Consider the following 22,933-nt stretch of genomic DNA (forward strand, 5'->3'; position numbering starts at 1 on the left):
AGCCGAACGGCGTCCGGACAGAAAAACGAGGCTCAGGCCTGCTGTTCTTCTTCCGTTGCGCCTTCTTCGAGCATTTCTTCGGGAATTTCACCCGGCTCGGCATTCGGATCTTTTTCTTCGGTAAAGCCTTCGCTCTGAGCCTGTTCTTCTTCGAACATCTGGGCCATCACGTCGATGCCCTGGCTCTGCAATTCGGCTTCGTCGTCCGAACGTGCGACATTGGCCTTCACCGTCACATGAACTTCCGGGTGCAGCGCAACGCGAACATCGAACATGCCGATGGTCTTGATCGGGCGTTCCAGAATGATCTGCGACTTGTTGATTTCGTGGCCCTTTTCGACCAGCTTTTCAGCAATATCGCGAACATTGACGGAACCGTAAAGGTGGCCGGCATTGGAAGAGGCGCGGATCAGAACGATCTCGGTGCCTTCCACGCCCTTGCCCTGTGCTTCGGCGGCGTCGCGCTTCTCGGCATTTTCCTGCTCGAGACGGGCGCGGTTTGCTTCGAAAACCTTCTTATTGGCTTCGTTAGCGCGCAGAGCCTTCTTGTTGGGAAGAAGGAAGTTACGTGCATAGCCGTCGCGGACGGTAACAACGTCACCGATCGAGCCCAGCTTCTCGATACGTTCGAGGAGAATGATATCCATGGAGGCTTCTCCTTACTTCACGATATAGGGCAGAAGGCCCAGGTGGCGGGCGCGCTTGATCGCCTTGGACAGCTCACGCTGTTTCTTGGCAGAAACGGCGGTGATGCGGCTCGGGACGATCTTGCCGCGTTCGGACATGAAGCCCTGCAGCAGGCGGATATCCTTATAGTCGATCTTCGGCGCATTCTTGCCCGAGAAGGGGCAGGATTTGCGGCGACGGAAAAACGGACGTGCCATCTTAATTATCTCCTCCGCGGCGCTTACGGTCACGGTCATTCTTGCGCATCATCACCGAGGGGCCAGCTTCATGCTCTTCCACGGCGATGGTCAGCCAGCGGATGACATCTTCATTGATGCGGTTCTGCCGTTCGAGTTCCGCGACAATAGAGCCGGGGCCTTCGATGTTCAGCAGGACGAAATGCGCCTTGCGGTTACGGTCGATCTTGTAGGCGAGGCTTTTTACGCCCCAGGTCTCGGTCTTGGTGACCTTGCCGTCATTCTTTTCGACGATTTCCGTGGCGGCTGCAGCAAGTGCATCGACCTGGCTCTGGCTCAGGTCCTGGCGCGCCAGGAAAACATGCTCATAAAGAGCCATGCTTCATGTCCTTTCACTTCTGCCGATCGCTGACCTTCGCGCGGATCGCGAGAGGCCCCTCCGGCTTTCTTTAAAATCCCTCGAGCAGGCGCATTCGAGTCCATACTTCCAAGGAAGGGGCGCTCATACGCGATTCACATGCAAATGCAAGCGCGCAAGCGCCTGTAATGGGCTTTATCCCTGTGAAGCAGCCCGCCCTGTTTTATACAGAGCGGGGGGATATTCATCAAAACTTGGCCTGTAATCCGGCTGCATAATAGCCGTCTCCGATATTACCCTTTACATTGAGCATCGGTAGCAGCGGATAGGATATCGTACCATAGGGGCGCAGATCGTCGTCAAGTCGGGCGCCGACGCCCAGTGTTACGGACATGGGAACCGTATAGGTCGCTTCGACCTTGCCATAAAAGCTGACCGCGGAATCGTCGCATTTGTCGTCATCGACGAAGTTGCCTGTGCGGCCATCGCGGCAGCCGCTGTTCATGCCATCGTCATCGTCGAAATAGCGCGGATTGTCGTCATCGTGAACGAACAGACCGACGCCCGGTGTAACGGCGAAGCCGCCTGACTGGACGAGCGAATAATTGACGCCGAATTCACCGCCCCAGTCACCATCCTCCTTCGCAACGCCGGCATCCACCGCCACCTGCGCCGCCGCCGGGCAGGCTCCGAAAACGGTACCTGCCGCCAGAGCCGCCGCGACAATTGCTGTGCGCGATTTCATCGAATATTCTCCTCACATAATTTCCGGTCGATCAATGCTCTCTTACGTAGGAGCGGAATCCTGCGAAACTCCGCAGGAATCGCTATACCGCAAGCCTGACTCGGTCCGTCTTGTCGGTGCAGCAACTGAACCCGTTGTTTACGGCGATAGTTCGTTCGGCAGGCTGTGTCCGCTATGCGGGCGACAGGGTGGAATTAACCGAGCTGTTCGAGAATGCGTTTCGCAAAAAGCGTCAGAGTATCGTCGCGGGCGCCCATGATAACGATGCGGTCTCCCGGCTCGGCAATGTCGATGATCCGGCTCCCGCAAGCCTCCCTTTCGGGGATATACTCCGCCTTTCCGCCGGCTTCTTCGATCAGCCGGACGATCCGGGCACTGCCTTCGGAGCGGTCCACCGTCCCGCCGAAATAGACCGGATCGCACAATATCGTGCGATCCTCAGGCCCGAGTAATCTGGCAAAAACTTTCGCCAGCTCGTGTCCCATTTGCCTGAGCGGCCCGTAGCCATGAGGCTGAAAGAAGGCGATGACCCGGCCCGGATGCTGTTTCAGCGTACGCAAGGTTGCGACGCATTTCTCGGGATTATGGCCGAAATCGTCGATCACCGTGATGGCATTGCTGCTGGTGCCGACAATGTCGAACCGACGGGCAAGGCCGGTAAAGCTCGCCAGTGCATTGGTCGCTTCGCCCGGATCGATTCCGGCCTGCACGGCAGCGGCAATGGCGGCAAGGGCATTGGAAAGATTATGCCGCCCCGGCATCCGAAGGCGCAAGGGATAGCCGGTGTCGCTGCGGCGGTCGACCATCAGCGCGGAAATGCCCATTGGTTCATCTTCTATCGTGCCGGGTTCGATGCCGATATCCGCTTTGGGATGAGCGATGCCGAAGGACAGTTTTTTCGGCAGTTTTTCGCCGATATAACGCGCTTCGTCATTGTCCCAATTGACCGCGGCTTTGTCGCCGGTCCGCGCAAAATTGCCAAATAAAACACGCAATTGTTCGATGCTCTTATGGTCGAGGCTAACATTGAGCAGCAGAGAAACGGACGGTTTGTAAAGCGCGATCGAGCCGTCGCTTTCATCCACTTCGCTGACGAACAGGCCGCTTTCACCCACCCTTGCACTGGCGAAAGGCGTGTCGGGCGAGACGAAATTTTTCATCACTGCACCATTCATGATGGTGGGATCTTCACCGCAGCGATAGAGAATCCAGCCCAGCATGCCGGTCACGGTCGACTTGCCCGAAGTCCCGCCTACCGCAATGCGATAGGGGGCGGTGTTGAACAGGGTTGAAAGCAGTTCCGCCCGGCTCATCCGCTCGCAGCCCAGCTCTCTGGCGCGGACCATTTCGGGCACTGTATCTTCGACAGCGGCGGAGGCGACCAATGTCTGACCCGGTGATGTGATACCGCTGCCATCCTGCGGAAAAAGGCGGAAACCCTGCGCTTTCAGCCAGTCGAACTTGGTCGGTGTGCGGCCCTGATCGTAGCTCCGGTCCGACCCTGCCACTTCCGCTCCGCGCGCTTTCAGGATGGTCGCCAGCGGCAACATGCCGGAGCCGCCAATACCGCAGAAGAACCAGGGATGAGAAGTGAGCGCAGCGGCGTTTTCAGAGGTCATAATGGGAGGGTTAAGGGCTTTGCTGCGGGGGATCAACACACGTTTCACAGGTGACGGGAAGCGCCAGGGGCATTAGGCAGGAGGGATGACGCGAATTGCCATCTGTGCGCCCGCCACTCCGATTACCCGCGAAAGGGCTGGCTGGGTCTATGCTTATGCGAAAACCGCTTTTCCGCAGGTGGAATTGCTGTTTCACGAACAATGTTTCGCGGAGGAAGGACATTTCGCCGGTTCCGATGCGGTGCGGCTGGCAGCCTTGCTGGAATGCGCCAACGATCCGTCCTGCGATGCGGTATGGTTTGCCAGAGGAGGGTATGGCAGCAACCGGATTGCAGCGCTGGCAGTCGATCAACTCCATGATTCTGCTCTTAAAAAAACCTATATCGGCTATTCGGATAATGGCTATATTCTGGCCGCATTATATCGCGCGGGGATTGGCAATCCGGTTCATGGACCGATGGTTATCGACGGATCTGCGAGCGGGCGCACAGACGGACTGAACAGGGCCATAAACTATCTGAACGGGGCCAGAGACGGGCTGGAAGGAAGCCTGGACGGCCGCCCGGCAGTGGCCTTCAATCTGATGACGCTGGCGATGATATGCGGGACCGAAATGATGCCCGATCTCACCGACCATGTGGTGATGGTGGAGGAGGTGTCCGAATATCTCTATGCGGTGGACCGATTGTTCTTTCACATCACGCAGCATCTGCACGGCATTGCCGGATTGCGGCTCGGGCGTGTGTCCGATGTGCCCGAAAATGCCCGGCCTTTCGGTGCCGATCCGGAACAAATAGCGCGCTATTGGTGCGGGCGCGAAGGCATACCCTATCTCGGAAAAGCCGATATCGGGCATGATCTTGGTAATAAAATCGTGCCATTCGGCCTTGCGGGACGCAGCCGGGCCTCATAATCGGCGCGGCAAATGAGGAGATGACCATGCGAGCATTCGTATTTCCGGGGCAAGGCAGCCAGAAAGTCGGCATGGGTGCCGATCTTGCCGAAGCCAGCGCGGCAGCGCGCGAAGTTTTCGAAGAGGTGGATGAGGCCCTGTCCCAGAATCTTTCACGCATCATGCGCGAAGGGCCGGAGGATGCGCTGACTCTGACCGAAAATGCCCAGCCCGCCATCATGGCCAATGCCATGGCGGTTTTGCGCATTCTGGAAAAGGAATGCGGCGTGTCGCTCGCCGATAAGGGCGATTGCGTGGCAGGCCATTCGCTCGGTGAATATACGGCATTATGTGCTGTCGGCGCATTCTCTCTGGCCGATACGGCACGGCTGCTCAAATTGCGCGGGCAGGCGATGCAGGCCGCCGTACCGGTGGGCGAGGGGGCGATGGCGGCGCTGCTCGGCGCCGATATCGAGAAGGCGACTGCGCTCGCCGAAGCTGCCGCCCAGGGGCAGGTATGCCAGATCGCCAATGATAACGATCCGGGGCAGGTTGTGCTGTCGGGCCACCGCGAAGCGATCGAACGCGCTGTCGCCATGGTGAAGGATCACGGGATCAAGCGCGGCGTGCTGCTGCCGGTTTCCGCACCGTTCCATTGCGAGCTGATGCAGCCTGCGGCCGATGCCATGGCCGAAGCGCTGGAGAAAACGCCGCTGCAACCGCTGCATTTGCCGGTCTATGCCAATGTCACTGCCTCGATCGTTAGCGAACCGATGGTGGAGCGGGACCTGCTGGTCGAGCAGGTTTGCGGCCGGGTCCGCTGGCGCGAAAGCGTGATCGCGATGCACGCAGCCGGGGTCGAGGACTTCGTCGAACTGGGCGGCAAGGTTCTGGGGCCGATGATCGGCCGCACGGTGAAGGATGTGCAGATTACCAGCGCCGTGACGATGGATCAGATCGAGGCGCTGGCCAAGGCGCTTTGAAAACCCCGCTTAGTAAGGCTGTAAAATGAGGATGAGCCATGTGGGATGAACGCTATGCCGAAGAAGGGCTCGCTTATGGCGACGCCGCCAATGACTTCCTCGTTCAGCAGGTGAGCGCGTTGCAGCCCGGCAATTGTCTGTGTCTTGCCGAAGGGCAGGGGCGCAATGCCACATGGCTGGCGCAGCAGGGATTCGATGTTACGGCGGTGGACCAGTCGGCGACGGGGCTCGCCGCCGCACGCGATTTCGCCGCGCAGCGCGGTGTCTCTATCCGGACGGAGGTGGCCGATCTTGCGGATTACGATCTCGGGGAAGCGCGATGGGACAATATGGTCTCGATCTTTGCGCATATGCCCTCGGTAGTGCGCAAGGCGCTGCACAGCCGTGTTGCGCGGGGGCTGAAGCCGGGCGGGGTCTTCCTGCTCGAAGCCTATACGCCGGAAACGCTGCAAACCTCCGGCATGGGCGGTCCGAAAGAGCCGGATCTGCTGATGACGCTGGAATCGTTGCGCGAGGAATTGCAGGGTCTCGAATTTCGTGTCGGGCGGGAAATCCGGCGCGATGTGAACGAAGGTAAATATCATCGGGGTGAAGGTGCGGTGGTGCAGGTCATTGCCCGCAAGCCTGAAGGAGAATGAAAGCAATGTTCGATCTTACGGGAATGACGGCTCTGGTGACGGGCGCCAGCGGCGGTATCGGCTCTTCGATTGCGCGCAGTCTGGCCGCCCAGGGTGCCCGGCTGGCGCTGTCCGGTTCCAATGCCGACAAGCTGCGGGCTTTCAGGGAAGAGCTGAATGAGGAATTCGGCCATGACCATGTGGAGATCACCTGCAATCTGTCCGATGACAAGCAGGTGGATGAGCTGGTTCCGGCGGCGGTCGATACGCTCGGCAAACTCGATATTCTGGTAAATAATGCCGGCATCACGCGTGACAGTCTCGCCATGCGAATGAAAGACGAAGATTTCGAAGCGGTTCTGAAAATCAATCTCGAAGCCGCCTTTCGCCTGATGCGGGCGGCGACCCGACCGATGATGAAAGCGCGTTTCGGCCGGATGATTAACATCACCAGTGTTGTGGGCGCGACCGGCAATCCGGGGCAGGCCAATTATGCAGCGGCCAAGGCCGGGCTGGTCGGCATGTCTAAAAGCATGGCGCAGGAACTGGCTGCCCGTGGCATTACGGTGAACTGCGTCGCGCCGGGCTTTATCCGCACGGCGATGACCGATGTTCTGCCCGATGCCCAGAAGGAAGCGCTCAATGCGAAAATTCCGATGGGCCGCATGGGTGAAGGAGAGGATATCGGGGCTGCCGTGGCTTATCTCGCCTCTAAGGAAGCTGGTTATATGACCGGCCAGACTCTGCATGTGAATGGTGGCATGGCGATGTTCGCCTGATTTCCAATTGAAGCCGGGCAGAGGCCTGTTTAAGGATTTTTGCCCGGTTTTATCCCCAGATTCGCTTTATGTCGCGCGGTTCGCTCTTGCCGCATAAAGCACTGGCGGTAAGGATTATGCGACGTTTTATCCGGCGCCCAGGGCGATTCCGCGAGGGGCGCGTGAGGGGAATGAGAATATTATGAAGGCCACCATCGAACGCGCGACGCTGCTTCGCTGCCTGTCTCACGTCCAGTCGGTGGTGGAGCGGCGCAACACCATTCCCATCCTTTCCAATGTCCTGATCGAAGCGAGCGCGGACGGAACGCTCAGAATCATGGCCACCGATCTCGATCTGCAGGTGGTGGAAAGCCTCTCCGCCGTTTCGGTGGATGTGGCCGGATCGATTACCGTTTCTGCGCATCTGCTGTTCGATATTGCCCGCAAATTGCCCGATGGCAGCCAGGTGAGCATGGAAACGGCCGATAACCGCATGACGGTGAAGGCCGGGCGCAGCCGCTTCTCGCTGCCTACTTTGCCGCGGGACGATTTCCCTGTGATCGTGGAAGGCGATCTGCCGACCAGCTTCCAGCTTCCGGCGAAAATGCTGGCCGAACTGATCGACCGGACGCGTTTTGCGATCTCGACCGAAGAGACCCGTTATTACCTCAATGGCATTTTTCTGCATGTTGCCGACGATGCCGAGCCGGTTCTCAAGGCCGCGGCCACGGACGGCCACCGCCTTGCCCGCTTCACCCTGCCACGCCCCGAGGGGGCCGAAGGGATGCCCGATGTGATCGTGCCGCGCAAAGCCGTGGGCGAATTGCGCAAGCTGCTCGAAGAAGCGCTGGACAGCAATGTCGCGATCGATCTGTCGGCCAGCAAGATCCGTTTCTCGCTCGGCGGTGAAGGCGGCGTGGTGCTGACCTCCAAGCTGATCGACGGAACTTTCCCCGATTACAGCCGCGTCATCCCTACCGGGAATGACAAGCTTCTGAAGCTCGATCCGCGCAGCCTGTATGACGGGGTGGACCGTGTCGCGACCATCGCCACCGAAAAGACCCGCGCGGTCAAGATGGGGCTGGATCAGGACCGGGTAACGCTCTCGGTCAGTTCGCCCGATAACGGCACGGCGGCCGAAGAAGTCCCGGCCGATTATTCTGCCGAAGGGTTCGAGATCGGCTTTAACGCCAATTATCTGAAAGATATTCTCAGCCAGATCGAAGGGGACAGCGTGGAACTGCATCTCGCCGATCCGGGTGCCCCCACGCTGATCCGTCAGAACGATGCCAGCCCGGCGCTCTATGTTCTGATGCCGATGCGGGTCTGAGACAGACTGGCGGTGGAGACAGCATCTTTACCGCTTATTCGCCATGCCCCTTTCGACTCTGTTTCTCCTGATCGGCGCGGCTCTGCTGGTCTTCCTGCTGTTCTGGCTGCTTGTCACTACAGTATTGCAGCGAGTGGCGGGCTGGCCGCAGCTCGAAAAGGCTTTTCCCGACCGTGACGAAAGGCCTGAGGTGATATTCCGTATGCAGTCGGGCATGATCGGGATGAGCGCAAAGCGGCGTATCGCGCTCAGCGCTTGCCTGCGTTACGATATTTGTCCCGGCGGGATGCGCTTTATGATCTGGCGACTGTTCGGTCCTTTCGCCAAACCCTTTTTTGTTCCCTGGCGCGCGCTGGAAATGCGGGATGATGATAAAGTGCTTAGGAACGGGGCCTTTCTCGCTTTCGGGAAGTCGGAAAGCGGGGGCATGTGGATGTCCGGGCCAGCGGCTGTTCGCTTGCGTGACAGGGCAAAAGGGCGAATAAAATACAATAATGCAGCCGATTAGTTGAATTAATTTATTATCGGGCTTTGCAATGAAGCCGCAATATCGTGCTTTTATGGTCCGGACGGTAAAGAACACGCCCGGCGGTTAACGCTTTTTCAAGCGGCTTAGTCCACCAGAGCACTATGAAAAGTGGTGTTAAACCCTTCCAGAATCAGATGAAAAAACAGGTTTCGCAAGAACGTGCCCGCCGGCGCTTTGCGGTTCCTGTCACTCAGTCTGATTCCGTGGATGAAAGCGGCAGCAAGGTCGCTGACCCGGTGATGGGTGTCGCCACCGTACCTCTGCCACCGGAAGGAGAACGCCGTTTCCATGACCGCCGCCGGGTCCGGAGGCGCGAACTCGATCCCGGCCCGGCCGGCGGTCTGTTCAAAAGATCATGGGTGCCGCGTTCCTGGCCTGTCGTGGTGATTATCATGACGCTGGCTCTGTTTGTCTGCATTGTGGTGACGGCCTCTCTGCCCCCCGTAGCCGCTGCTCTTCCGCTGGGTCTGGCTGTGCTGACAGGGGCGGGCATGCAGGTCGCCTTCATGGCAATAGGCGAGTGTGACGGGCGCAGAATGGCGAAATATTCCGCTATCGGCCTGACCATCGTTCTGCCCAATCTGCTCTATGGTTTCGGTCTCACCGCCTGGGTGTCTTCCGGCGGACTGACCTGGCCGGTGGCGATTGCGGTCATGGCGTGTCTGGGCACTTCGGCAGCCATCTGTCTCCGGCGCTTTCCAACACTGATCTATACGGTGTCCGCTTCCTTGTGGCTTCCTGCCATCATTGCTTTTCCGAACTGGTCGGCTCTTGCGGCACTGGCACTGGCCATGCTGATTACGCTGGTCGTGGCCAAACGCCAGGCGGTGATCGACCGCTACGAAGCGCAGCAGCTCGCTGCGATAGACCGGCTGCGGCAGCGGGCGCAGGATATTCTGATCGATTACGAGGAAACCGGGCAGGGCTGGTTCTGGGAAACCGACCGCCGGGCGCAGCTTACCTATCTGTCCGAACCGGTGGCCCGGATGCTGGGCCGGTCTTCCGACGATCTGATCGGCCGCCCGCTGACCGACATTTTCGATTTGGGGGATTACGGCCAGACGGAAGAACGCACGCTGATGTTTCATCTGGCGGCGCGCTCCTCTTTCCATGAATTGCCGGTGCGTGCGGCGATTGTGGGAGAAGAGCGATGGTGGTCGATCAGTGGCCGACCGACTTTCGATGAACAGCATAACTTCACCGGCTTCCGGGGTTCGGGCACCGATCTCACGGAAAAGCAACGCAGCCAGCAATGGACGACAAGGCTGGCGCATTACGATTCGCTGACCGGGCTCGCCAACCGTTTTCAGCTCTCGCAGTCGCTGGAAAAAATCCTTTCCATGCCGCATCAGACAGATCGTTGCTGCGCCTTTCTGCTGCTCGATCTCGACCGTTTCAAGCAGGTCAACGATACGCTGGGCCATCCGGCGGGCGATGCGCTGCTGAAACAGGTGGCGAGCAGGCTGGAAGATACGGCCGGCAGGATCGGGCAGACCGGCCGGCTGGGCGGTGATGAATTCGCCCTCATCATTCCGGGCCAGGTCGAACGGCAAAGCCTTGCCGTGCTGGCCGAACAGATCATCCGTGTGCTGAGCGAACCCTATATTGTGGAAGGGCAGCGTGTCGTAATCGGCGCTTCCATCGGCATAGCCTGTTCGCCGCAAGACGGTGCTACGCGCGATACGCTGGTGCGCAATGCGGATCTGGCGCTTTATGCCGCGAAGGATGCCGGGCGTGGCGGCTATTATTTTTACGAGACCGATCTTCATGCCGAAGCCGAGGCACGCACTGCCCTGGAGCAGGATCTGCGCAGCGCGATTTCCTCGGGCGAATTGCAGCTTTTCTATCAGCCGGTCGTATCGGTGGCGACCGAGGAGATTACCGGCTTCGAAGCGCTGCTGCGCTGGAAGCATCGCGAACATGGGTGGATTTCACCCCGGACTTTCGTGCCTCTGGCCGAGGAAAAGGGGCTGATTACGCTGATCGGTGAATGGGCGCTGATGACGGCCTGCCACGATCTGGCGAAGTGGCCGGAGAATATTCGGGTGGCGGTGAATGTCTCGCCGCTGCAATTCGCCAATGCTAATTTGCCCTCGATCGTGATGAATGCGGTGGCGCAGGCCGGCATCGATCCGTCGCGGCTCGAACTGGAAATCACCGAAAGCGTGTTCCTCAATGATGATGGCGAAGCCGCAGCGATGTTTGCCACGCTCAAACGGATCGGTGTCAGGCTGGTGCTGGACGATTTCGGGACCGGTTATTCCTCGCTCAGCCATATAGAGCGTGCCCCTTTCGACCGGATCAAGATCGATCAGAGTTTCGTGCGCGGAGCCACTCACGAGGGTAGTCGCAACGGGGCGATTATCTCCTCGATTACCAGTCTGGCCGTCGCGCTGGGCATGGAAACGACGGCCGAGGGTGTCGAAACATTCGATGAACTGGAGCTGGTGCGCCGGTATGGCTGCAGCCATGTGCAGGGTTTCATTTATGAACCCGCTCTCAGCCCCGAAGCGGCGTTGCAACGTCTGGCAGGCGGGCTGAATGCCATGGCGCAGGGGAAAAGAGTTGCACGCTCCCCGCGCGAATCCGTGCTGTGCCGGGTGGTCCTGGAGCATGGCGGACAGCGCTATAATGCCACGATCCGCAATATTTCGCGCAATGGCGCCCTGATAGAAGGGCTGTGGAACGTCCCGGCGAATACCGTGTTCGATCTGCAATTCCCCGAGGGACTCCGGGTCGAGGCGCAGGCCCGCTGGTGTCAGGAAGACAAGATGGGCGTCGAATTCGGCCGTCCGGTCGAGCGTGACGGCAACAGGCCGGCATTTGTCGACGGTGCTCCGCCGGATGTTCCGCAGGGAACGGCGGCGATACGCGCGGCAGGGTGAGCCAAAACCGCTTGCCGCGTGCATTTGCTATGCTGACAGCGCGCATCGGGCAGGCTAGAGGGCCGGAATGACCGACCTTTCGCTGATCCGTAATTTTTCGATTATCGCCCATATCGACCATGGCAAGAGCACGCTGGCCGACCGTCTGATTCAGGTCACTGGGGGCCTGACAGAGCGCGAGCTGAAAGAGCAGGTGCTCGATAATATGGATATTGAGCGCGAACGCGGGATCACCATCAAGGCGCAGACCGTCCGGCTCGATTACACGGCATCGGACGGCAAGACCTATCAGCTCAATCTGATGGACACGCCGGGCCATGTGGACTTCGCTTATGAAGTCTCCCGCAGTCTTGCCGCCTGCGAAGGCGCGCTGCTGGTGGTCGATGCGGCGCAGGGCGTGGAAGCGCAGACGCTGGCCAATGTCTATCAGTCGATCGAGCATGACCATGAAATCGTGCCGGTCATTAACAAGATCGATTTGCCCGCCGCCGATCCCGACAAGGTCAAGAATGAGATTGAGGAAGTTATCGGCCTCGATGCCAGCGATGCGGTGCTCACATCCGCCAAATCGGGTATCGGGATCGAAGATGTGCTCGAAGCGCTGGTCAGGCGTATCCCGCCGCCCGAGGGCGAGCGCGACGAGCCGCTGAAAGCCATGCTGGTCGATAGCTGGTACGATCCCTATCTCGGCGTGGTCATTCTGGTGCGTGTGATGGACGGCGTGCTCAGGAAAGGGCAGCAGATCAAATTCATGCAGGGCGGCACGACCCATCTGGTCGACCGGGTGGGCTGTATGCGCCCGAAAATCGAACAGCTTCCCGAACTCGGCCCCGGCGAGATCGGCTTCATCACCGCGCAGATCAAGGAAGTCGAACAGGCCAAGGTCGGCGATACGATCACCACGGTGAAGGGCGGGGCGGATAAGCCGTTGCCCGGCTATAAGGAAGTGCAGTCGGTGGTGTTTTGCGGCCTCTTCCCGGTCGATGCCGCCGATTTCGAGAAATTGCGCGAAAGCATCGGCAAGCTCAGGCTCAACGATGCGAGCTTTACGTTCGAAATGGAAAATTCCGCAGCGCTGGGTTTTGGCTTCCGCTGCGGTTTTCTCGGCCTGCTCCATCTGGAAATCATTCAGGAACGTCTCAGTCGCGAATACGATCTCGATCTGATTACCACCGCCCCTTCGGTGGTTTATCGCCTGACCATGACCGATGGCAGCACGCAGGAATTGCATAATCCGGCCGATATGCCCGATCCGGTGAAGATCGACACGATGGAAGAACCCTGGATCAAGGCCACTATCTATACGCCCGACGAATATCTCGGATCGATCCTCAAACTGTGTCAGGACCGCCGGGGTATTCAGCGCGATCTGACCTATGTCGGCGGGCGGGCGCAGGTGGTTTACGAATTGCCTCTCAATGAAGTGGTGTTCGACTTCTATGACCGGCTGAAAAGCATATCACGCGGCTATGCGAGCTTCGATTACGAACAGATCGGTCTGCGCGAAGGCGATCTGGTCAAGATGAATATTCTGGTGAACAATGAACCGGTCGATGCATTGTCGATGATCGTTCATCGCAGTCAGGCCGAAGGCCGCGGACGGGCTCTGTGCGAAAGGCTGAAGGATCTGATCCCGCGCCATATGTTCAAGATTCCGATTCAGGCGGCGATCGGTGCCAAGGTTATTGCCCGTGAGACGATCAGCGCCATGCGCAAGGATGTGACCGCGAAATGTTATGGCGGCGACATCACGCGCAAGAAGAAGCTGCTCGAAAAGCAGAAGGAAGGCAAAAAGCGGATGCGTGAATATGGCAATGTGTCGATTCCGCAGGAAGCGTTCATCGCCGCCTTGCGGATGGGCGAGGAATAAACGCCAGGGCGCATTCCGATGTGCTGACCGGATCTGTAAACGCCAAAGAAAACGGGGCCTTGCGGGGCCCCGTTTCTATATGCGGTAAAGAGTAAAGATATGCCCGATCAGGCGGCGGAGGCAGTCCGTCGGCGGCGCCAGAAGAACAGGCCGGCCAGCGCTGCGCCGAAGAGGGTCAGCATGCCCGGTTCCGGAACCGGCGTGCCGCCGCCGCTGGAGGAGCTGCCGCCCGAGCTTGTCGAATTACCGGGATCTTCAGGCGGGTAATAACCGCCATTATAGGTGCCGACATGCATTTCGCCATTCTGGTCCATGCTGCCGAAGACAGCGGAGCCCTGAATATAGTTCGATGTCATCGCATGGGCCTCGGGCGCGAGCACTGAACCGCCCCATGCCGTGGAGAGCGAGAGATTTTCCGCATCGGGGAAGTTCCAGATGACATGCTCGCCCAGATTATTGGTGCCGCCGAGGAAATTGTCGTTCAGATTGATCGTCGATCCCGAGACATTCACAATCGCTGTATCGGCACCGTTCAGATTGAACTGAATTTCACCGATCTTGTCGAGATCGGACGCATCGATGTTGAACACGGCCACGCCATCGGCATCGGGCCTGGCATTGAAAGTGCCGCGATTACCATTGATGGACAAATCGCTGTTCGCGCTCTGCGTGCTCATTGCATAAGAGAGATTGCCCATCGAAGTTTCGATGAGGCTCTTCTGCTGCGTCAGATTCTGTGTGAAGCCCGGATCGGAATTGGCGAGACCCGCATTCACCGTGTTGCTGTTCACATTCGTGTTGCTGATTGTGCCGCCCACCAGAACGGTCTGCGGAGACCCATTGAGATTGAAGCCGCTATTGACATTGCCGCCAACAATCGCACCCGAACCGTTATTGAGGTTTTTGTGACCGCCATTCACATCGCCCACCACGGTGAGGCCGGGCGTGCCAGTCGGTGAAGCGGGAATAGTGCGGATATTGTAGTTCGACGAATTGCCGTTCAGGTTACCGCCGACAAAAGTGCGTCCTTCCACTTCCGAGGAGGAATTGAGATCACCCAGAACCACAAGGTTCCATGTCCGCAGAACGTCCGTGCCGGCGATCAGCGAAGACGAGGCCGAAGCCGGTACAGCAACCAGCGTAACCGCCATGGCAGCAAGGGAAAGCGAAGTTCGGCAAGTCAGCGACACGATAGCAATCTCTCTCTCAATTCAGATCCTGATAGGCTCGTCCCATAGCCGGATGCTGTCGAACGGGCAGGGTTGCTTTGCATTCGTTTCATTTCGAAACGCCTAACGGAGACTAGTCAGTTTTGCTTAAAGCAAGGGATTCCGGGTAAATTGTCTGGCAAGCGCATGATAAATAGTTGGAAAGTGGAATTCGTTTCGAGTGATGGTCGGAAATTGGGCAGGGTGAGGGCGCGAGAGAGTGTGCGAAAGGTCAAAAAGCTGAAAGCCTTTCCCTTACTCTTGCAGCACGAATCATCCCGTCATTCCCCATCGCCGGGGCCCGACAGGGCGGCATAGGCGAAGCGGACAAGCTGGTTCGTTCCTTCCTCGCCCGTATTGGCGAATATGCCTTCGCGGTTCAGGCGCGTGCGCGGCGGCGGGCCGAGCGCTGCCCCGGCAATGAAACGCAGCCGGGCCATCAGTTCTTCCGGTGAAAGATGCGGCAGATGAGGTTGCGCAAGCCGCATGACATTCCGGGCGATTGCGGCCATTTCATGGGTCAGCCGCTCGCTCAGCTCACCGCTTTCGCGTGAGGCGATTTCATCGATTACCGCCAGAGCGCGGCCGCCGGGCGTAAAGGCGCCGGGCAGCAGCAGGGGCTCCAGCCAGCGGCGCAACAGCACCGGCAGGGCTGCATCATCATCGGGCAGGGGCTCATCCAGAGCCTTCCACGCTTCGCGCATGGGCATGAGGTTATGATCGCATAATGTTTCGAGCAGCCCTGCCACCCCGCCAAAGTGATAAGTTATCAGGGCAGAGTTCAGTCCTGCCAGATCGCCCACCCGACGCACGGTCAGATAACCCACCCCATGTTCGATGACGATCCGCTCGGCTGCGGCGAGAAGTCTGGCTTTGCTCTTTCCGGTCATATCCTCGTTACCATCTCTAAAATTTAATCGCTTGCATAAATTCACGGAATCGGCGATTTATACAAGTCGGAAAACCACGGTATAAGCCGCATAAGAGGAGAGAGTGTGATGGCAAGTCTGGCCCAGACCGATATTGAAGAAACCGCCCGGCAAACGCGAACCATGATCCGCTACCTCGCGCCGGGCGACTTTGTGACCCGCCGCTATGTGTCACAAGGGGAAGAGATGAATACGGGCGACTATGCGGATTATGAAATGGTTGTGCGCGACGGTATGCCGATCCGCGACCATTTCGAATTCGATACGCATGGCTTTATGCTGGCCCGGTCCCCCAGTGCGGTGAGTGATTTCCACGATAAGGAGGAAGTGACCGCCAAATATGAGCGTGAAACCGAAGATGCGATCAGGCGTCTGACGGGGGCGGACAAGGTCGTCGCGCGTGGCTGGATGATCCGCACCTCGCTCGATCTCAGCGAGCATATTAAAAAGAAGCAGGAAAATTATCAGCATTCGGGTGGGGTGCAGCCGCCCGCTGGCGAAGCGCATATCGACTTCAATCCGCGCACGGCACGTGCGGTGGCCGAAGCGACCTATCGTGAGCATTTTCCCGATGGTCCGGGCTTCAGGCGGTTCATTGCAACCAGTTTCTGGCGCACATTCTCACCGGGGCCGCAGGATGTGCCGCTCGCTGTGTGCGACGGGCGCTCAGCACCGCTGGGCGATGAGGAATCCAATACGCTCTTCGTGGTCGATGAATTTCCGACGGGCGACGCGCTGACCGCGCCGGTCGAAGGTGAAGAAGAGATGATTGCAGCGACGATCTTCCGTTACAATCCGAATCATCGCTGGTGGTATTTCTCGAATATGAATGTCGATGACGTGCTGTTCTTCAAATTCTACGATTCCGATGAAAGCACTACATGGCGGTGCCCGCACACGGCCTTTATCGATTCCAGCTTTCCCGATGCAAAGCCGCGCGAAAGCATCGAATTGCGCTCGATCGCCTTTTTCGAATGATCTCCGGCCGGGGAGGGGGAAGCCGGTGCTCTTCGCCTCTCCCGCCGGCATCGGATCGGCAAAAGCGGGTATGGCTGTGCAACTTCACTTGGCGTTCATCCCGAGGCTGGCTATAGGCTCTGGCATGTCCGCGCTGACCACGAACAACCGCTCGCTCCTTCGCCCCGTGATGATGGCTACGGCCGCATTGGCGACTGTTTTCACCGCTGCCTGTGGCGGAGGCCAGAATCGTGAAGAAATGGCTTATGTCGCCCGCGATGTGGAATCGCTCTATACGGCGGCGAAAGACCGTCTCGATCAGGGTAATGCCAAAATGGCGGCGGCGCTGTTCGATGAAGTCGAGCGGCAGCACCCATATTCGCCCTGGGCGCGCCGTGCGCAGTTAATGAGCGCTTTCAGCTATTATGTGTCGCGCGATTACAACCAGTCGATCCAGTCGGCGCAGCGCTTTCTGTCGATTCACCCCGGCAATAAGGATGCGCCTTATGCTTATTATCTCATCGCCCTGTGCTATTATGAGCAGATCAGCGATGTCGAGCGGGACCAGAAAATCACCGAACAGGCGCTGACCGCGCTTCAGGAGGTCGAGAGGCGCTTTCCGGACAGCCAGTATGCCGCCGATGCCCGGCTCAAGACCGATCTCGTCTATGACCATCTGGCAGGTAAGGAGATGGAGATTGGCCGCTTTTATGAACGTTCGGGCCGCTGGCTCGGCGCGCAGATCCGGTTCCAGAATGTCATCGAGAAATATCAGCGCACCAGCCACACGCCCGAAGCGCTTTTCCGTCTGACCGAAACCAATCTGGCCCTGGGTATTCCGAGTGAAGCGAAGAAATATGCCGCGGTGCTCGGATCGAACTATCCGGGCAGCAAATGGTACAAGCGGGCCTATGAGCTGATGGAAGACAAGGCACCGACTTTCGCCGCCAACTGAGCCACCGGGCCGGACAGTAATGATGCAGGAAAGCAGCTTTCGGGCTGCTTTTTTGTTGCGCGGGAGGCGAAGAAGCGCAATGAAGTGGTACATTTCGTGAACATTTTGCCCGCTGCGATGCTGACAAGAGGTGACGCGGGGCTTTGCTTGGGCTAATCATCCATTCCGATGCTGACCGCGCTGACCATTCGCAATATTGTCCTCATAGAGGCGCTCGAATTGTCTTTCGGGCAGGGTCTGGGCGTGCTGACCGGGGAAACCGGGGCTGGCAAGTCGATTCTGCTCGATGCGCTGGGCCTGATTCTCGGCAACAGGGCCGATAGCGGGCTGGTGCGCGCCGGGGAGGATCAGGCGAGCGTCACGGCGACATTCGACTTCATTTTTATGCCGGACCTGATCCGCAAGGCGCTGGCCGACGCGGAAATCGAGCTGGAGACGGGCGAACCGCTGATTATCCGCCGCCGGGTGAAGGCTGATGGCGGGTCCAAGGCTTTCATCAACGATCAGCCGGTGGGGGTTGCGTTGCTGCGCGATATCGCGCCCGCTCTGGTGGAACTGCATGGCCAGCATGACGATCGCGGGCTGGTCAATCCCAGAGGGCACCGCGCGCTGCTGGACCGGTATGCGGGGATCGACCTGGCCAGTGTGGAACGCGCCTGGGCAAACTGGCGGGCAGCGGAAAGCAGGCTCGCCACTGCGCGCGAAGCGATCGAACAGGCCAGAGCCGAAGAGGACCTGCTCGGCGCGCATCTGGCCGAGCTGGAAACGCTGGATGCGCAGCCCGGTGAGGAAGAGCAGCTGGCGCTCGCCCGCGCCGATATGCAGAAGGGCGAGAAGCTGGCAGTGGATCTCGAAGATCTGCGCCATTTATGGGACGGTTCCGATTCCGCACTCGCCATCTTGCGCGGCGCGGCGCGGCGGCTTGATCGCATCGCTTCGGAGCATGAATTGCTGGCCGAAGCACTGGCTGCGCTCGACCGCGCGGTGATCGAGGCGGGCGAAGCGGAAGAGAAGCTGGAAGCGGCCGCCGATGCGCTGCAATTCGATCCGGCAGAACTCGACCGGATCGAGACACGCCTGTTCGAAATGCGCGCTCTCGCCCGCAAACATGGCTGTCAGCCTGACGATCTCCCGGCAAGGCTGGCCGAAATGCGTGAGGCGCTGGCTTCCATCGAAGGCGGAGAAGCGGAGCTGACGAAGCTGGAGCAGGCCGCCAGTGAGGCCGGTGAACGCTACCGTAAGCTTGCCGAAAAACTGCATGAGCAGCGCGTGAAAGCCGCGATCCGGCTCGACAAGGCGGTCGCCGCCGAACTCGCTCCGCTCAAACTCGATGCCGCCCGTTTCCAGACAGCGGTGACGCTGCTGCCTGAGGAGCGCTGGGGCATGCAAGGCATGGATGCGGCAGAGTTTCTCATTGCCACCAATCCCGGTGCGGATTTCGCGCCGCTTGCCAAAATTGCCAGCGGCGGCGAATTGTCACGTTTCATTCTCGCGCTGAAAGTCGCGCTGGCCGAGCAGGGCGGTGCGGCGACGGTAATTTTCGACGAGATCGATCGCGGCGTGGGCGGGGCGGTTGCCTCGGCCATCGGAGAAAGGCTCGCGCGGCTGGCCGATAGCGGGCAATTGCTCGCCGTCACGCACAGTCCGCAGGTCGCGGCGCGCGGGCGGACGCATTACATGATTGCCAAAAGCTCCGAAGGTACGGTGACCCGCACTGGCGTGGCACTGCTTGACGCAGCGGGACGGCAGGAGGAAATCGCGCGGATGCTGTCAGGCGCCGAAATCACCGCAGAAGCGCGCGCTCAGGCTGATCGGCTACTCGAAGGCGTTTGAGCTTATTGATGTAACGCACTGTTTCGAAACAATTGGGGCAGTGTACCATTGATAAGGGGCAATCAGAGGAGGCGTTGCCCTATGCACCATGCCGATTTTCCGAACTGGCTTCATACCCTTGCGATCCTTTCCCTGCTTCTGGGCGCGGTTTGTGCGCTTATCGTCCTTGTCGATATTGCGCGCCATCCGCAGAAAATGACCATCATGAACTGGGTCTGGCCTCTGACCGCTCTGTTCGGCTCGGTTATCTGGCTGGCGCTCTATTTCCGCTTTGGCCGGATGAAAGCGGAAGATACGGCCGAACGGGAGGACGATACGCCTTTTTGGGTCTCTGTGACCAAGGGTGCGAGCCATTGCGGCGCCGGCTGCACGCTGGGCGATATCATCGCCGAATGGGCCGCTTTTGCCTTGCCGCAAATCGCTGTCTGGCTGGGCTGGCATTCGCTTTTCGCCGAGAAGATCTTTGCGGTCTGGATACTCGACTATATCGTGGCTTTCATCCTTGGTGTGGCCTTTCAGTATTTCACTATCAAGCCGATGCGCGATCTCACTCGCCGGGAAGGAATCCGGCAGGCGGTCAAGGCCGACTTCGCTTCGATTACAAGCTGGCAGGTGGGCATGTACGGGCTGATGGCTATCGCCCAGTTCGTCTGGTTCAAGCCTGCTTATGGCGCGGTGGCGCATGTCGCCTCGCCTGAATTCTGGTTCGCCATGCAGGTGGCCATGCTGGCCGGATTCTGTACCGCCTGGCCGACCAATTACTGGCTTATCGAAAGTGGTGTGAAAGAGCGGATGTAAGCTGGTTTCTCATGGGTTTTCGGGCCATAGGAACGCCATGCCCAAGGATACAGACCCTTTCAGCGAAGCCGAAGCCGCCAATGAACTGATGCGGCTTGCCCGGCAGATCAGGAAGCATAACCGGCTCTATCACGCCGAAGACGCGCCGGAGATCACCGATCAGGAATATGATGCACTGGTTCGGCGCAATGCCGAACTGGAAGCGCAGTTTCCCCATCTGGTGCGCGAGGATTCGCCGTCCGCGGCGGTGGGGCATGATATTACCGCCTCGCCGCTTTCCAAGGTGTCGCATGAGGTTCGTATGATGAGCCTCGACAATGCGTTCGACGATGATGAGGTGGCCGATTTCGTGGCCCGTATCCGCCGGTTTCTGAGAATAGGTACGGATGAACCGCTCAGCTTTACGGCGGAGGACAAGATTGACGGCCTGTCCTGTTCACTGCGTTATGAGAGGGGGGAGCTGGTTCTGGCAGCCACACGGGGCGACGGGCAGGTGGGTGAAAATGTCACTGCCAATGTTACGCATATCGCCGATATTCCGCAGCGGCTTTCCGGTGAAAACTGGCCCGATCTTTTCGAAGTTCGGGGTGAAGTTTATATGGAAAAGCAAAGCTTTGTGAAGCTCAATGAAGAACTTCTCGAAGAGGCGAAGGCAAAGGCGGAGGCGAAAGGCGATCCTTTCGATCCGGCAGGAGCGCGGCAATTTGCCAATCCGCGCAATGCGGCGGCAGGATCGCTGCGGCAGAAGGATGCCGCTGTCACGGCCAGACGCCCTTTGCGCTTCTGGGCGCATGGCTGGGGGGCCGTGAGCGAAGGTGGCCTTCCGGGGGATACGCAATTTGATGTGATGCAGCAGATCGCCTGCTGGGGCCTGCCGATCTCGCCCGATCTGAAATTATGTGACAGCACCGAAGAGATGCTGGCCCATTATCGCGATATTGCGGAGCGCCGGGCAGCGCTGGGTTATGAAATCGACGGGGTGGTCTACAAGGTCAACCGGCTCGATTATCAGGAGCGGCTGGGCTTTGTGGCCAGGGCACCGCGCTGGGCGATGGCACATAAATTCCCTGCCGAGCAGGCGCAGACCACACTGGAGGCGATTGACATTCAGGTTGGCCGCACGGGCAAGCTGACGCCGGTGGGACGGCTTGCCCCCGTGCTGGTGGGGGGTGTCACCGTCACCAATGTTACCTTGCATAATCGCGATGAAATCGCCCGGCTGGGTGTGCGGCCCGGCGATCGCGTGGTGATCCAGCGGGCGGGCGATGTGATCCCCCAGGTAGTCGATAATCTCAGTCGCGATGACAGCCGTGAGCCCTTTGCCTTTCCCGATCATTGCCCGGAATGCGGCAGTGAAGCGGTTGCCGAGGAAGGGGAAGTGGATGTGCGCTGCACGGGCGGACTCATTTGTCCTGCCCAGCGAACCGAGAGGCTCGAACATTTCGTCAGCCGTGGCGCGCTCGATATTGAAGGGCTGGGAGAAAAGACCATTGCGCAATTCTTCGCGCTGGGCTGGCTCGAAAGTCCGGCCGATATTTTCCGCCTGCGCAAGCGGCGCAAGGATATTCTGGAGCTGGAAGGCTGGCAGGAAAAGTCTGTGGACAACCTGTTAGCCTCTGTGGAAGCCAAGCGCAGTCCGGATGCCGCCAGATTGCTGTTCGGCCTCGGAATCCGCCATGTCGGGGCGGTAACGGCGCGCGATCTGATGAAAGGGCTCACGGATATCCACAGGCTCCCTGAAAAAGCCGCCGAACTTCATCGCTATTTCGCGGAGCATCCGCGGGCCGAAGGCGAATCCGATAATAAGTTTCGCGAAAGGCTGACCGATACAGTGAAGCAGATTCTCGAAGTGCGGGCGGACGGGATCGGCCTTGCCGTGGGCGAAGCGCTGGCCGACTTCTTTCATGAACAGCATAACCGTGAGGTGTGGGACGATCTGATGGCAGAGCTGGATCCGCCGCTTTACGAAGTGGACGTGAAGGACAGCGAAGTTGCAGGAAAAACAGTGGTTTTCACCGGAAAGCTCGAAACTATGAGCCGCGATGAAGCCAAGGCGCAGGCCGAAGCGCTGGGCGCCAAAGCGGTGGGCTCGGTCAGCGCCAAGACCGATCTTGTGGTGGCAGGGCCGGGGGCCGGTTCCAAACTCAAGAAAGCCGCTGAACTGGGTATCGAAGTGATCGATGAGGCCGCCTGGGCCGACATCGTCAGGGCGGCAGGATAAAGCGCCCGCTCTCCGCCTTCTCATATTTCGGGAAGGCGGAGAGCGGGTGAGCGCTTATCTCATCTGACGCTTTTGGGGACGGTGCGGAAGCTGACCGCCATGCGGTTATAGGCGCCCATAATACCGATCGCCATGGTCAGGTCGGCCACTTCCTTTTCATCGAACACTTCACGGACATTTTCGAAAGCTTCCTCGGGCACATGGGTGTCATCGACATAGGTGACCGTTTCGGCCCATTCGAGCGCAGCCTGTTCGCGTTCGGAAAACAGCTCGCCCATTTCGTCCCACACCGAAACGAGGTTAATCTTGGTCTGCTCCATGCCTTCTTCGAGCAGCGCGGCGATATGGGTGTCGATGCAAAAGGCGCAGCCATTGATCTGGCTGACCCGGAGATAAACCAGCTCGGTGAGAATACGCGGCAAACCGCAATTGGCGACATATTGATGGACTCCGCCCAGAGCCTTCATGCCCTCAGGGATAACCGTGTGATAATTGAGCCGTGACTGCATCGTAGTTCTCCTTTTGTTCGTTCAGGCAATAATGCTGCGGACCTGTGAAAACAAGATGACAATCTGTCTGCCCT

General features: G+C 58.9%; 21 protein-coding genes. 13 read left to right on the top strand and 8 right to left on the bottom strand.

All coding sequences use genetic code 11. The features are described from left to right. Positions 1–32: 32 nt before the first annotated feature. The 5 genes from rplI to D6851_RS12465 all read right to left on the bottom strand — a co-directional run bounded on the left by rplI (position 33) and on the right by D6851_RS12465 (position 3,585). Positions 33–647, bottom strand: a complete 615-nt coding sequence (rplI, locus tag D6851_RS12445) for a 50S ribosomal protein L9 (RefSeq protein ID WP_120325209.1) — start codon at positions 645–647, stop codon at positions 33–35. A gap of 12 nt (positions 648–659) precedes the next feature. Next, positions 660–884: a 30S ribosomal protein S18 gene (gene rpsR / locus D6851_RS12450; protein WP_120325210.1), complete on the bottom strand. Its 225-nt coding sequence runs from the start codon at positions 882–884 to the stop codon at positions 660–662. A gap of 1 nt (position 885) precedes the next feature. Then, complete coding sequence (gene rpsF, locus D6851_RS12455) at positions 886–1,242, bottom strand: 30S ribosomal protein S6 (protein WP_120325211.1); 357 nt, start codon at positions 1,240–1,242, stop codon at positions 886–888. A 226-nt stretch (positions 1,243–1,468) separates the two neighbouring features. Beyond that, complete coding sequence (locus tag D6851_RS12460) at positions 1,469–1,966, bottom strand: hypothetical protein (protein WP_238474079.1); 498 nt, start codon at positions 1,964–1,966, stop codon at positions 1,469–1,471. 194 nt (positions 1,967–2,160) lie between these two features. Further along, a complete protein-coding gene (locus D6851_RS12465) occupies positions 2,161–3,585 on the bottom strand; it encodes a glutamate ligase domain-containing protein (RefSeq protein ID WP_120325212.1) in 1,425 nt (474 codons plus the stop codon). Between the two features lie 85 nt (positions 3,586–3,670). Here D6851_RS12465 and D6851_RS12470 point away from each other — a divergent pair, with 85 nt between their 5' ends. From D6851_RS12470 to lepA, 8 genes are all read left to right on the top strand, one after another. Then, on the top strand, positions 3,671–4,498 hold the full coding sequence (locus tag D6851_RS12470) for an LD-carboxypeptidase (protein WP_120325213.1): 828 nt from the start codon (positions 3,671–3,673) through the stop codon (positions 4,496–4,498). Between the two features lie 26 nt (positions 4,499–4,524). After that, positions 4,525–5,460: an ACP S-malonyltransferase gene (fabD, locus tag D6851_RS12475; RefSeq protein ID WP_120325374.1), complete on the top strand. Its 936-nt coding sequence runs from the start codon at positions 4,525–4,527 to the stop codon at positions 5,458–5,460. Positions 5,461–5,498: 38 nt separating this feature from the next. Then, on the top strand, positions 5,499–6,098 hold the full coding sequence (locus tag D6851_RS12480) for a class I SAM-dependent methyltransferase (RefSeq protein ID WP_120325214.1): 600 nt from the start codon (positions 5,499–5,501) through the stop codon (positions 6,096–6,098). Positions 6,099–6,103: 5 nt separating this feature from the next. Further along, positions 6,104–6,856 carry a 3-oxoacyl-[acyl-carrier-protein] reductase gene (gene fabG / locus D6851_RS12485; RefSeq protein ID WP_120325215.1) on the top strand — a complete coding sequence of 251 codons (753 nt, stop codon included), beginning with the start codon at positions 6,104–6,106 and terminating at the stop codon, positions 6,854–6,856. Positions 6,857–7,037: 181 nt separating this feature from the next. Next, a complete protein-coding gene (gene dnaN / locus D6851_RS12490; protein ID WP_120325216.1) occupies positions 7,038–8,165 on the top strand; it encodes a DNA polymerase III subunit beta in 1,128 nt (375 codons plus the stop codon). A 43-nt stretch (positions 8,166–8,208) separates the two neighbouring features. Next, positions 8,209–8,673 (top strand): hypothetical protein, encoded by a 465-nt coding sequence (locus D6851_RS12495; RefSeq protein WP_120325217.1) that lies wholly within the window; start codon positions 8,209–8,211, stop codon positions 8,671–8,673. Between the two features lie 155 nt (positions 8,674–8,828). Then, the gene (locus D6851_RS12500) at positions 8,829–11,579 is read left to right on the top strand and encodes an EAL domain-containing protein (RefSeq protein ID WP_238474080.1); all 2,751 of its coding nucleotides are present in this window, start codon (positions 8,829–8,831) and stop codon (positions 11,577–11,579) included. Between the two features lie 67 nt (positions 11,580–11,646). Further along, positions 11,647–13,449 carry a translation elongation factor 4 gene (gene lepA, locus D6851_RS12505; RefSeq protein WP_120325218.1) on the top strand — a complete coding sequence of 601 codons (1,803 nt, stop codon included), beginning with the start codon at positions 11,647–11,649 and terminating at the stop codon, positions 13,447–13,449. Between the two features lie 107 nt (positions 13,450–13,556). Here the strand turns inward: lepA and D6851_RS12510 are convergent, their stop codons facing one another. Both D6851_RS12510 and D6851_RS12515 read right to left on the bottom strand, forming a co-directional pair. After that, positions 13,557–14,600: a choice-of-anchor A family protein gene (locus D6851_RS12510; RefSeq protein WP_120325219.1), complete on the bottom strand. Its 1,044-nt coding sequence runs from the start codon at positions 14,598–14,600 to the stop codon at positions 13,557–13,559. A 338-nt stretch (positions 14,601–14,938) separates the two neighbouring features. Continuing rightward, on the bottom strand, positions 14,939–15,547 hold the full coding sequence (locus D6851_RS12515; protein WP_120325220.1) for a TetR family transcriptional regulator: 609 nt from the start codon (positions 15,545–15,547) through the stop codon (positions 14,939–14,941). Positions 15,548–15,655: 108 nt separating this feature from the next. Here D6851_RS12515 and D6851_RS12520 point away from each other — a divergent pair, with 108 nt between their 5' ends. The 5 genes from D6851_RS12520 (at position 15,656) to ligA (ending at position 22,350) form a co-directional block, all read left to right on the top strand. After that, on the top strand, positions 15,656–16,564 hold the full coding sequence (locus D6851_RS12520) for a CmcJ/NvfI family oxidoreductase (protein ID WP_120325221.1): 909 nt from the start codon (positions 15,656–15,658) through the stop codon (positions 16,562–16,564). A 124-nt stretch (positions 16,565–16,688) separates the two neighbouring features. Then, a complete protein-coding gene (locus D6851_RS12525; RefSeq protein ID WP_238474081.1) occupies positions 16,689–17,498 on the top strand; it encodes an outer membrane protein assembly factor BamD in 810 nt (269 codons plus the stop codon). A 168-nt stretch (positions 17,499–17,666) separates the two neighbouring features. Next, positions 17,667–19,331, top strand: coding sequence for a DNA repair protein RecN (gene recN / locus D6851_RS12530; RefSeq protein WP_120325222.1), 1,665 nt, complete (start codon positions 17,667–17,669; stop codon positions 19,329–19,331). Between the two features lie 81 nt (positions 19,332–19,412). Beyond that, the gene (locus D6851_RS12535; protein ID WP_120325223.1) at positions 19,413–20,129 is read left to right on the top strand and encodes a DUF4396 domain-containing protein; all 717 of its coding nucleotides are present in this window, start codon (positions 19,413–19,415) and stop codon (positions 20,127–20,129) included. A gap of 37 nt (positions 20,130–20,166) precedes the next feature. Next, the gene (ligA, locus tag D6851_RS12540; protein WP_120325224.1) at positions 20,167–22,350 is read left to right on the top strand and encodes an NAD-dependent DNA ligase LigA; all 2,184 of its coding nucleotides are present in this window, start codon (positions 20,167–20,169) and stop codon (positions 22,348–22,350) included. A 59-nt stretch (positions 22,351–22,409) separates the two neighbouring features. Here ligA and D6851_RS12545 read toward each other — a convergent pair whose 3' ends face one another. Next, on the bottom strand, positions 22,410–22,859 hold the full coding sequence (locus D6851_RS12545; RefSeq protein WP_120325225.1) for a carboxymuconolactone decarboxylase family protein: 450 nt from the start codon (positions 22,857–22,859) through the stop codon (positions 22,410–22,412). Positions 22,860–22,933: the final 74 nt, after the last annotated feature.

Source organism: Altericroceibacterium spongiae (genome assembly GCF_003610805.1).
Lineage (GTDB): Bacteria > Pseudomonadota > Alphaproteobacteria > Sphingomonadales > Sphingomonadaceae > Altericroceibacterium > Altericroceibacterium spongiae.

Bases quoted from the DNA above. Each gene is read 5' to 3' on its own strand.
- rplI (WP_120325209.1), bottom strand. From the start codon at position 647: ATGGATATCATTCTCCTCGAACGTATCGAGAAGCTGGGCTCGATCGGT.
- rpsR (WP_120325210.1), bottom strand. From the start codon at position 884: ATGGCACGTCCGTTTTTCCGTCGCCGCAAATCCTGCCCCTTCTCGGGC.
- rpsF (WP_120325211.1), bottom strand. From the start codon at position 1,242: ATGGCTCTTTATGAGCATGTTTTCCTGGCGCGCCAGGACCTGAGCCAG.
- D6851_RS12460 (WP_238474079.1), bottom strand. From the start codon at position 1,966: ATGAAATCGCGCACAGCAATTGTCGCGGCGGCTCTGGCGGCAGGTACC.
- D6851_RS12465 (WP_120325212.1), bottom strand. From the start codon at position 3,585: ATGACCTCTGAAAACGCCGCTGCGCTCACTTCTCATCCCTGGTTCTTC.
- D6851_RS12470 (WP_120325213.1), top strand. From the start codon at position 3,671: ATGACGCGAATTGCCATCTGTGCGCCCGCCACTCCGATTACCCGCGAA.
- fabD (WP_120325374.1), top strand. From the start codon at position 4,525: ATGCGAGCATTCGTATTTCCGGGGCAAGGCAGCCAGAAAGTCGGCATG.
- D6851_RS12480 (WP_120325214.1), top strand. From the start codon at position 5,499: ATGTGGGATGAACGCTATGCCGAAGAAGGGCTCGCTTATGGCGACGCC.
- fabG (WP_120325215.1), top strand. From the start codon at position 6,104: ATGTTCGATCTTACGGGAATGACGGCTCTGGTGACGGGCGCCAGCGGC.
- dnaN (WP_120325216.1), top strand. From the start codon at position 7,038: ATGAAGGCCACCATCGAACGCGCGACGCTGCTTCGCTGCCTGTCTCAC.
- D6851_RS12495 (WP_120325217.1), top strand. From the start codon at position 8,209: ATGCCCCTTTCGACTCTGTTTCTCCTGATCGGCGCGGCTCTGCTGGTC.
- D6851_RS12500 (WP_238474080.1), top strand. From the start codon at position 8,829: ATGAAAAAACAGGTTTCGCAAGAACGTGCCCGCCGGCGCTTTGCGGTT.
- lepA (WP_120325218.1), top strand. From the start codon at position 11,647: ATGACCGACCTTTCGCTGATCCGTAATTTTTCGATTATCGCCCATATC.
- D6851_RS12510 (WP_120325219.1), bottom strand. From the start codon at position 14,600: ATGGCGGTTACGCTGGTTGCTGTACCGGCTTCGGCCTCGTCTTCGCTG.
- D6851_RS12515 (WP_120325220.1), bottom strand. From the start codon at position 15,547: ATGACCGGAAAGAGCAAAGCCAGACTTCTCGCCGCAGCCGAGCGGATC.
- D6851_RS12520 (WP_120325221.1), top strand. From the start codon at position 15,656: ATGGCAAGTCTGGCCCAGACCGATATTGAAGAAACCGCCCGGCAAACG.
- D6851_RS12525 (WP_238474081.1), top strand. From the start codon at position 16,689: ATGTCCGCGCTGACCACGAACAACCGCTCGCTCCTTCGCCCCGTGATG.
- recN (WP_120325222.1), top strand. From the start codon at position 17,667: ATGCTGACCGCGCTGACCATTCGCAATATTGTCCTCATAGAGGCGCTC.
- D6851_RS12535 (WP_120325223.1), top strand. From the start codon at position 19,413: ATGCACCATGCCGATTTTCCGAACTGGCTTCATACCCTTGCGATCCTT.
- ligA (WP_120325224.1), top strand. From the start codon at position 20,167: ATGCCCAAGGATACAGACCCTTTCAGCGAAGCCGAAGCCGCCAATGAA.
- D6851_RS12545 (WP_120325225.1), bottom strand. From the start codon at position 22,859: ATGCAGTCACGGCTCAATTATCACACGGTTATCCCTGAGGGCATGAAG.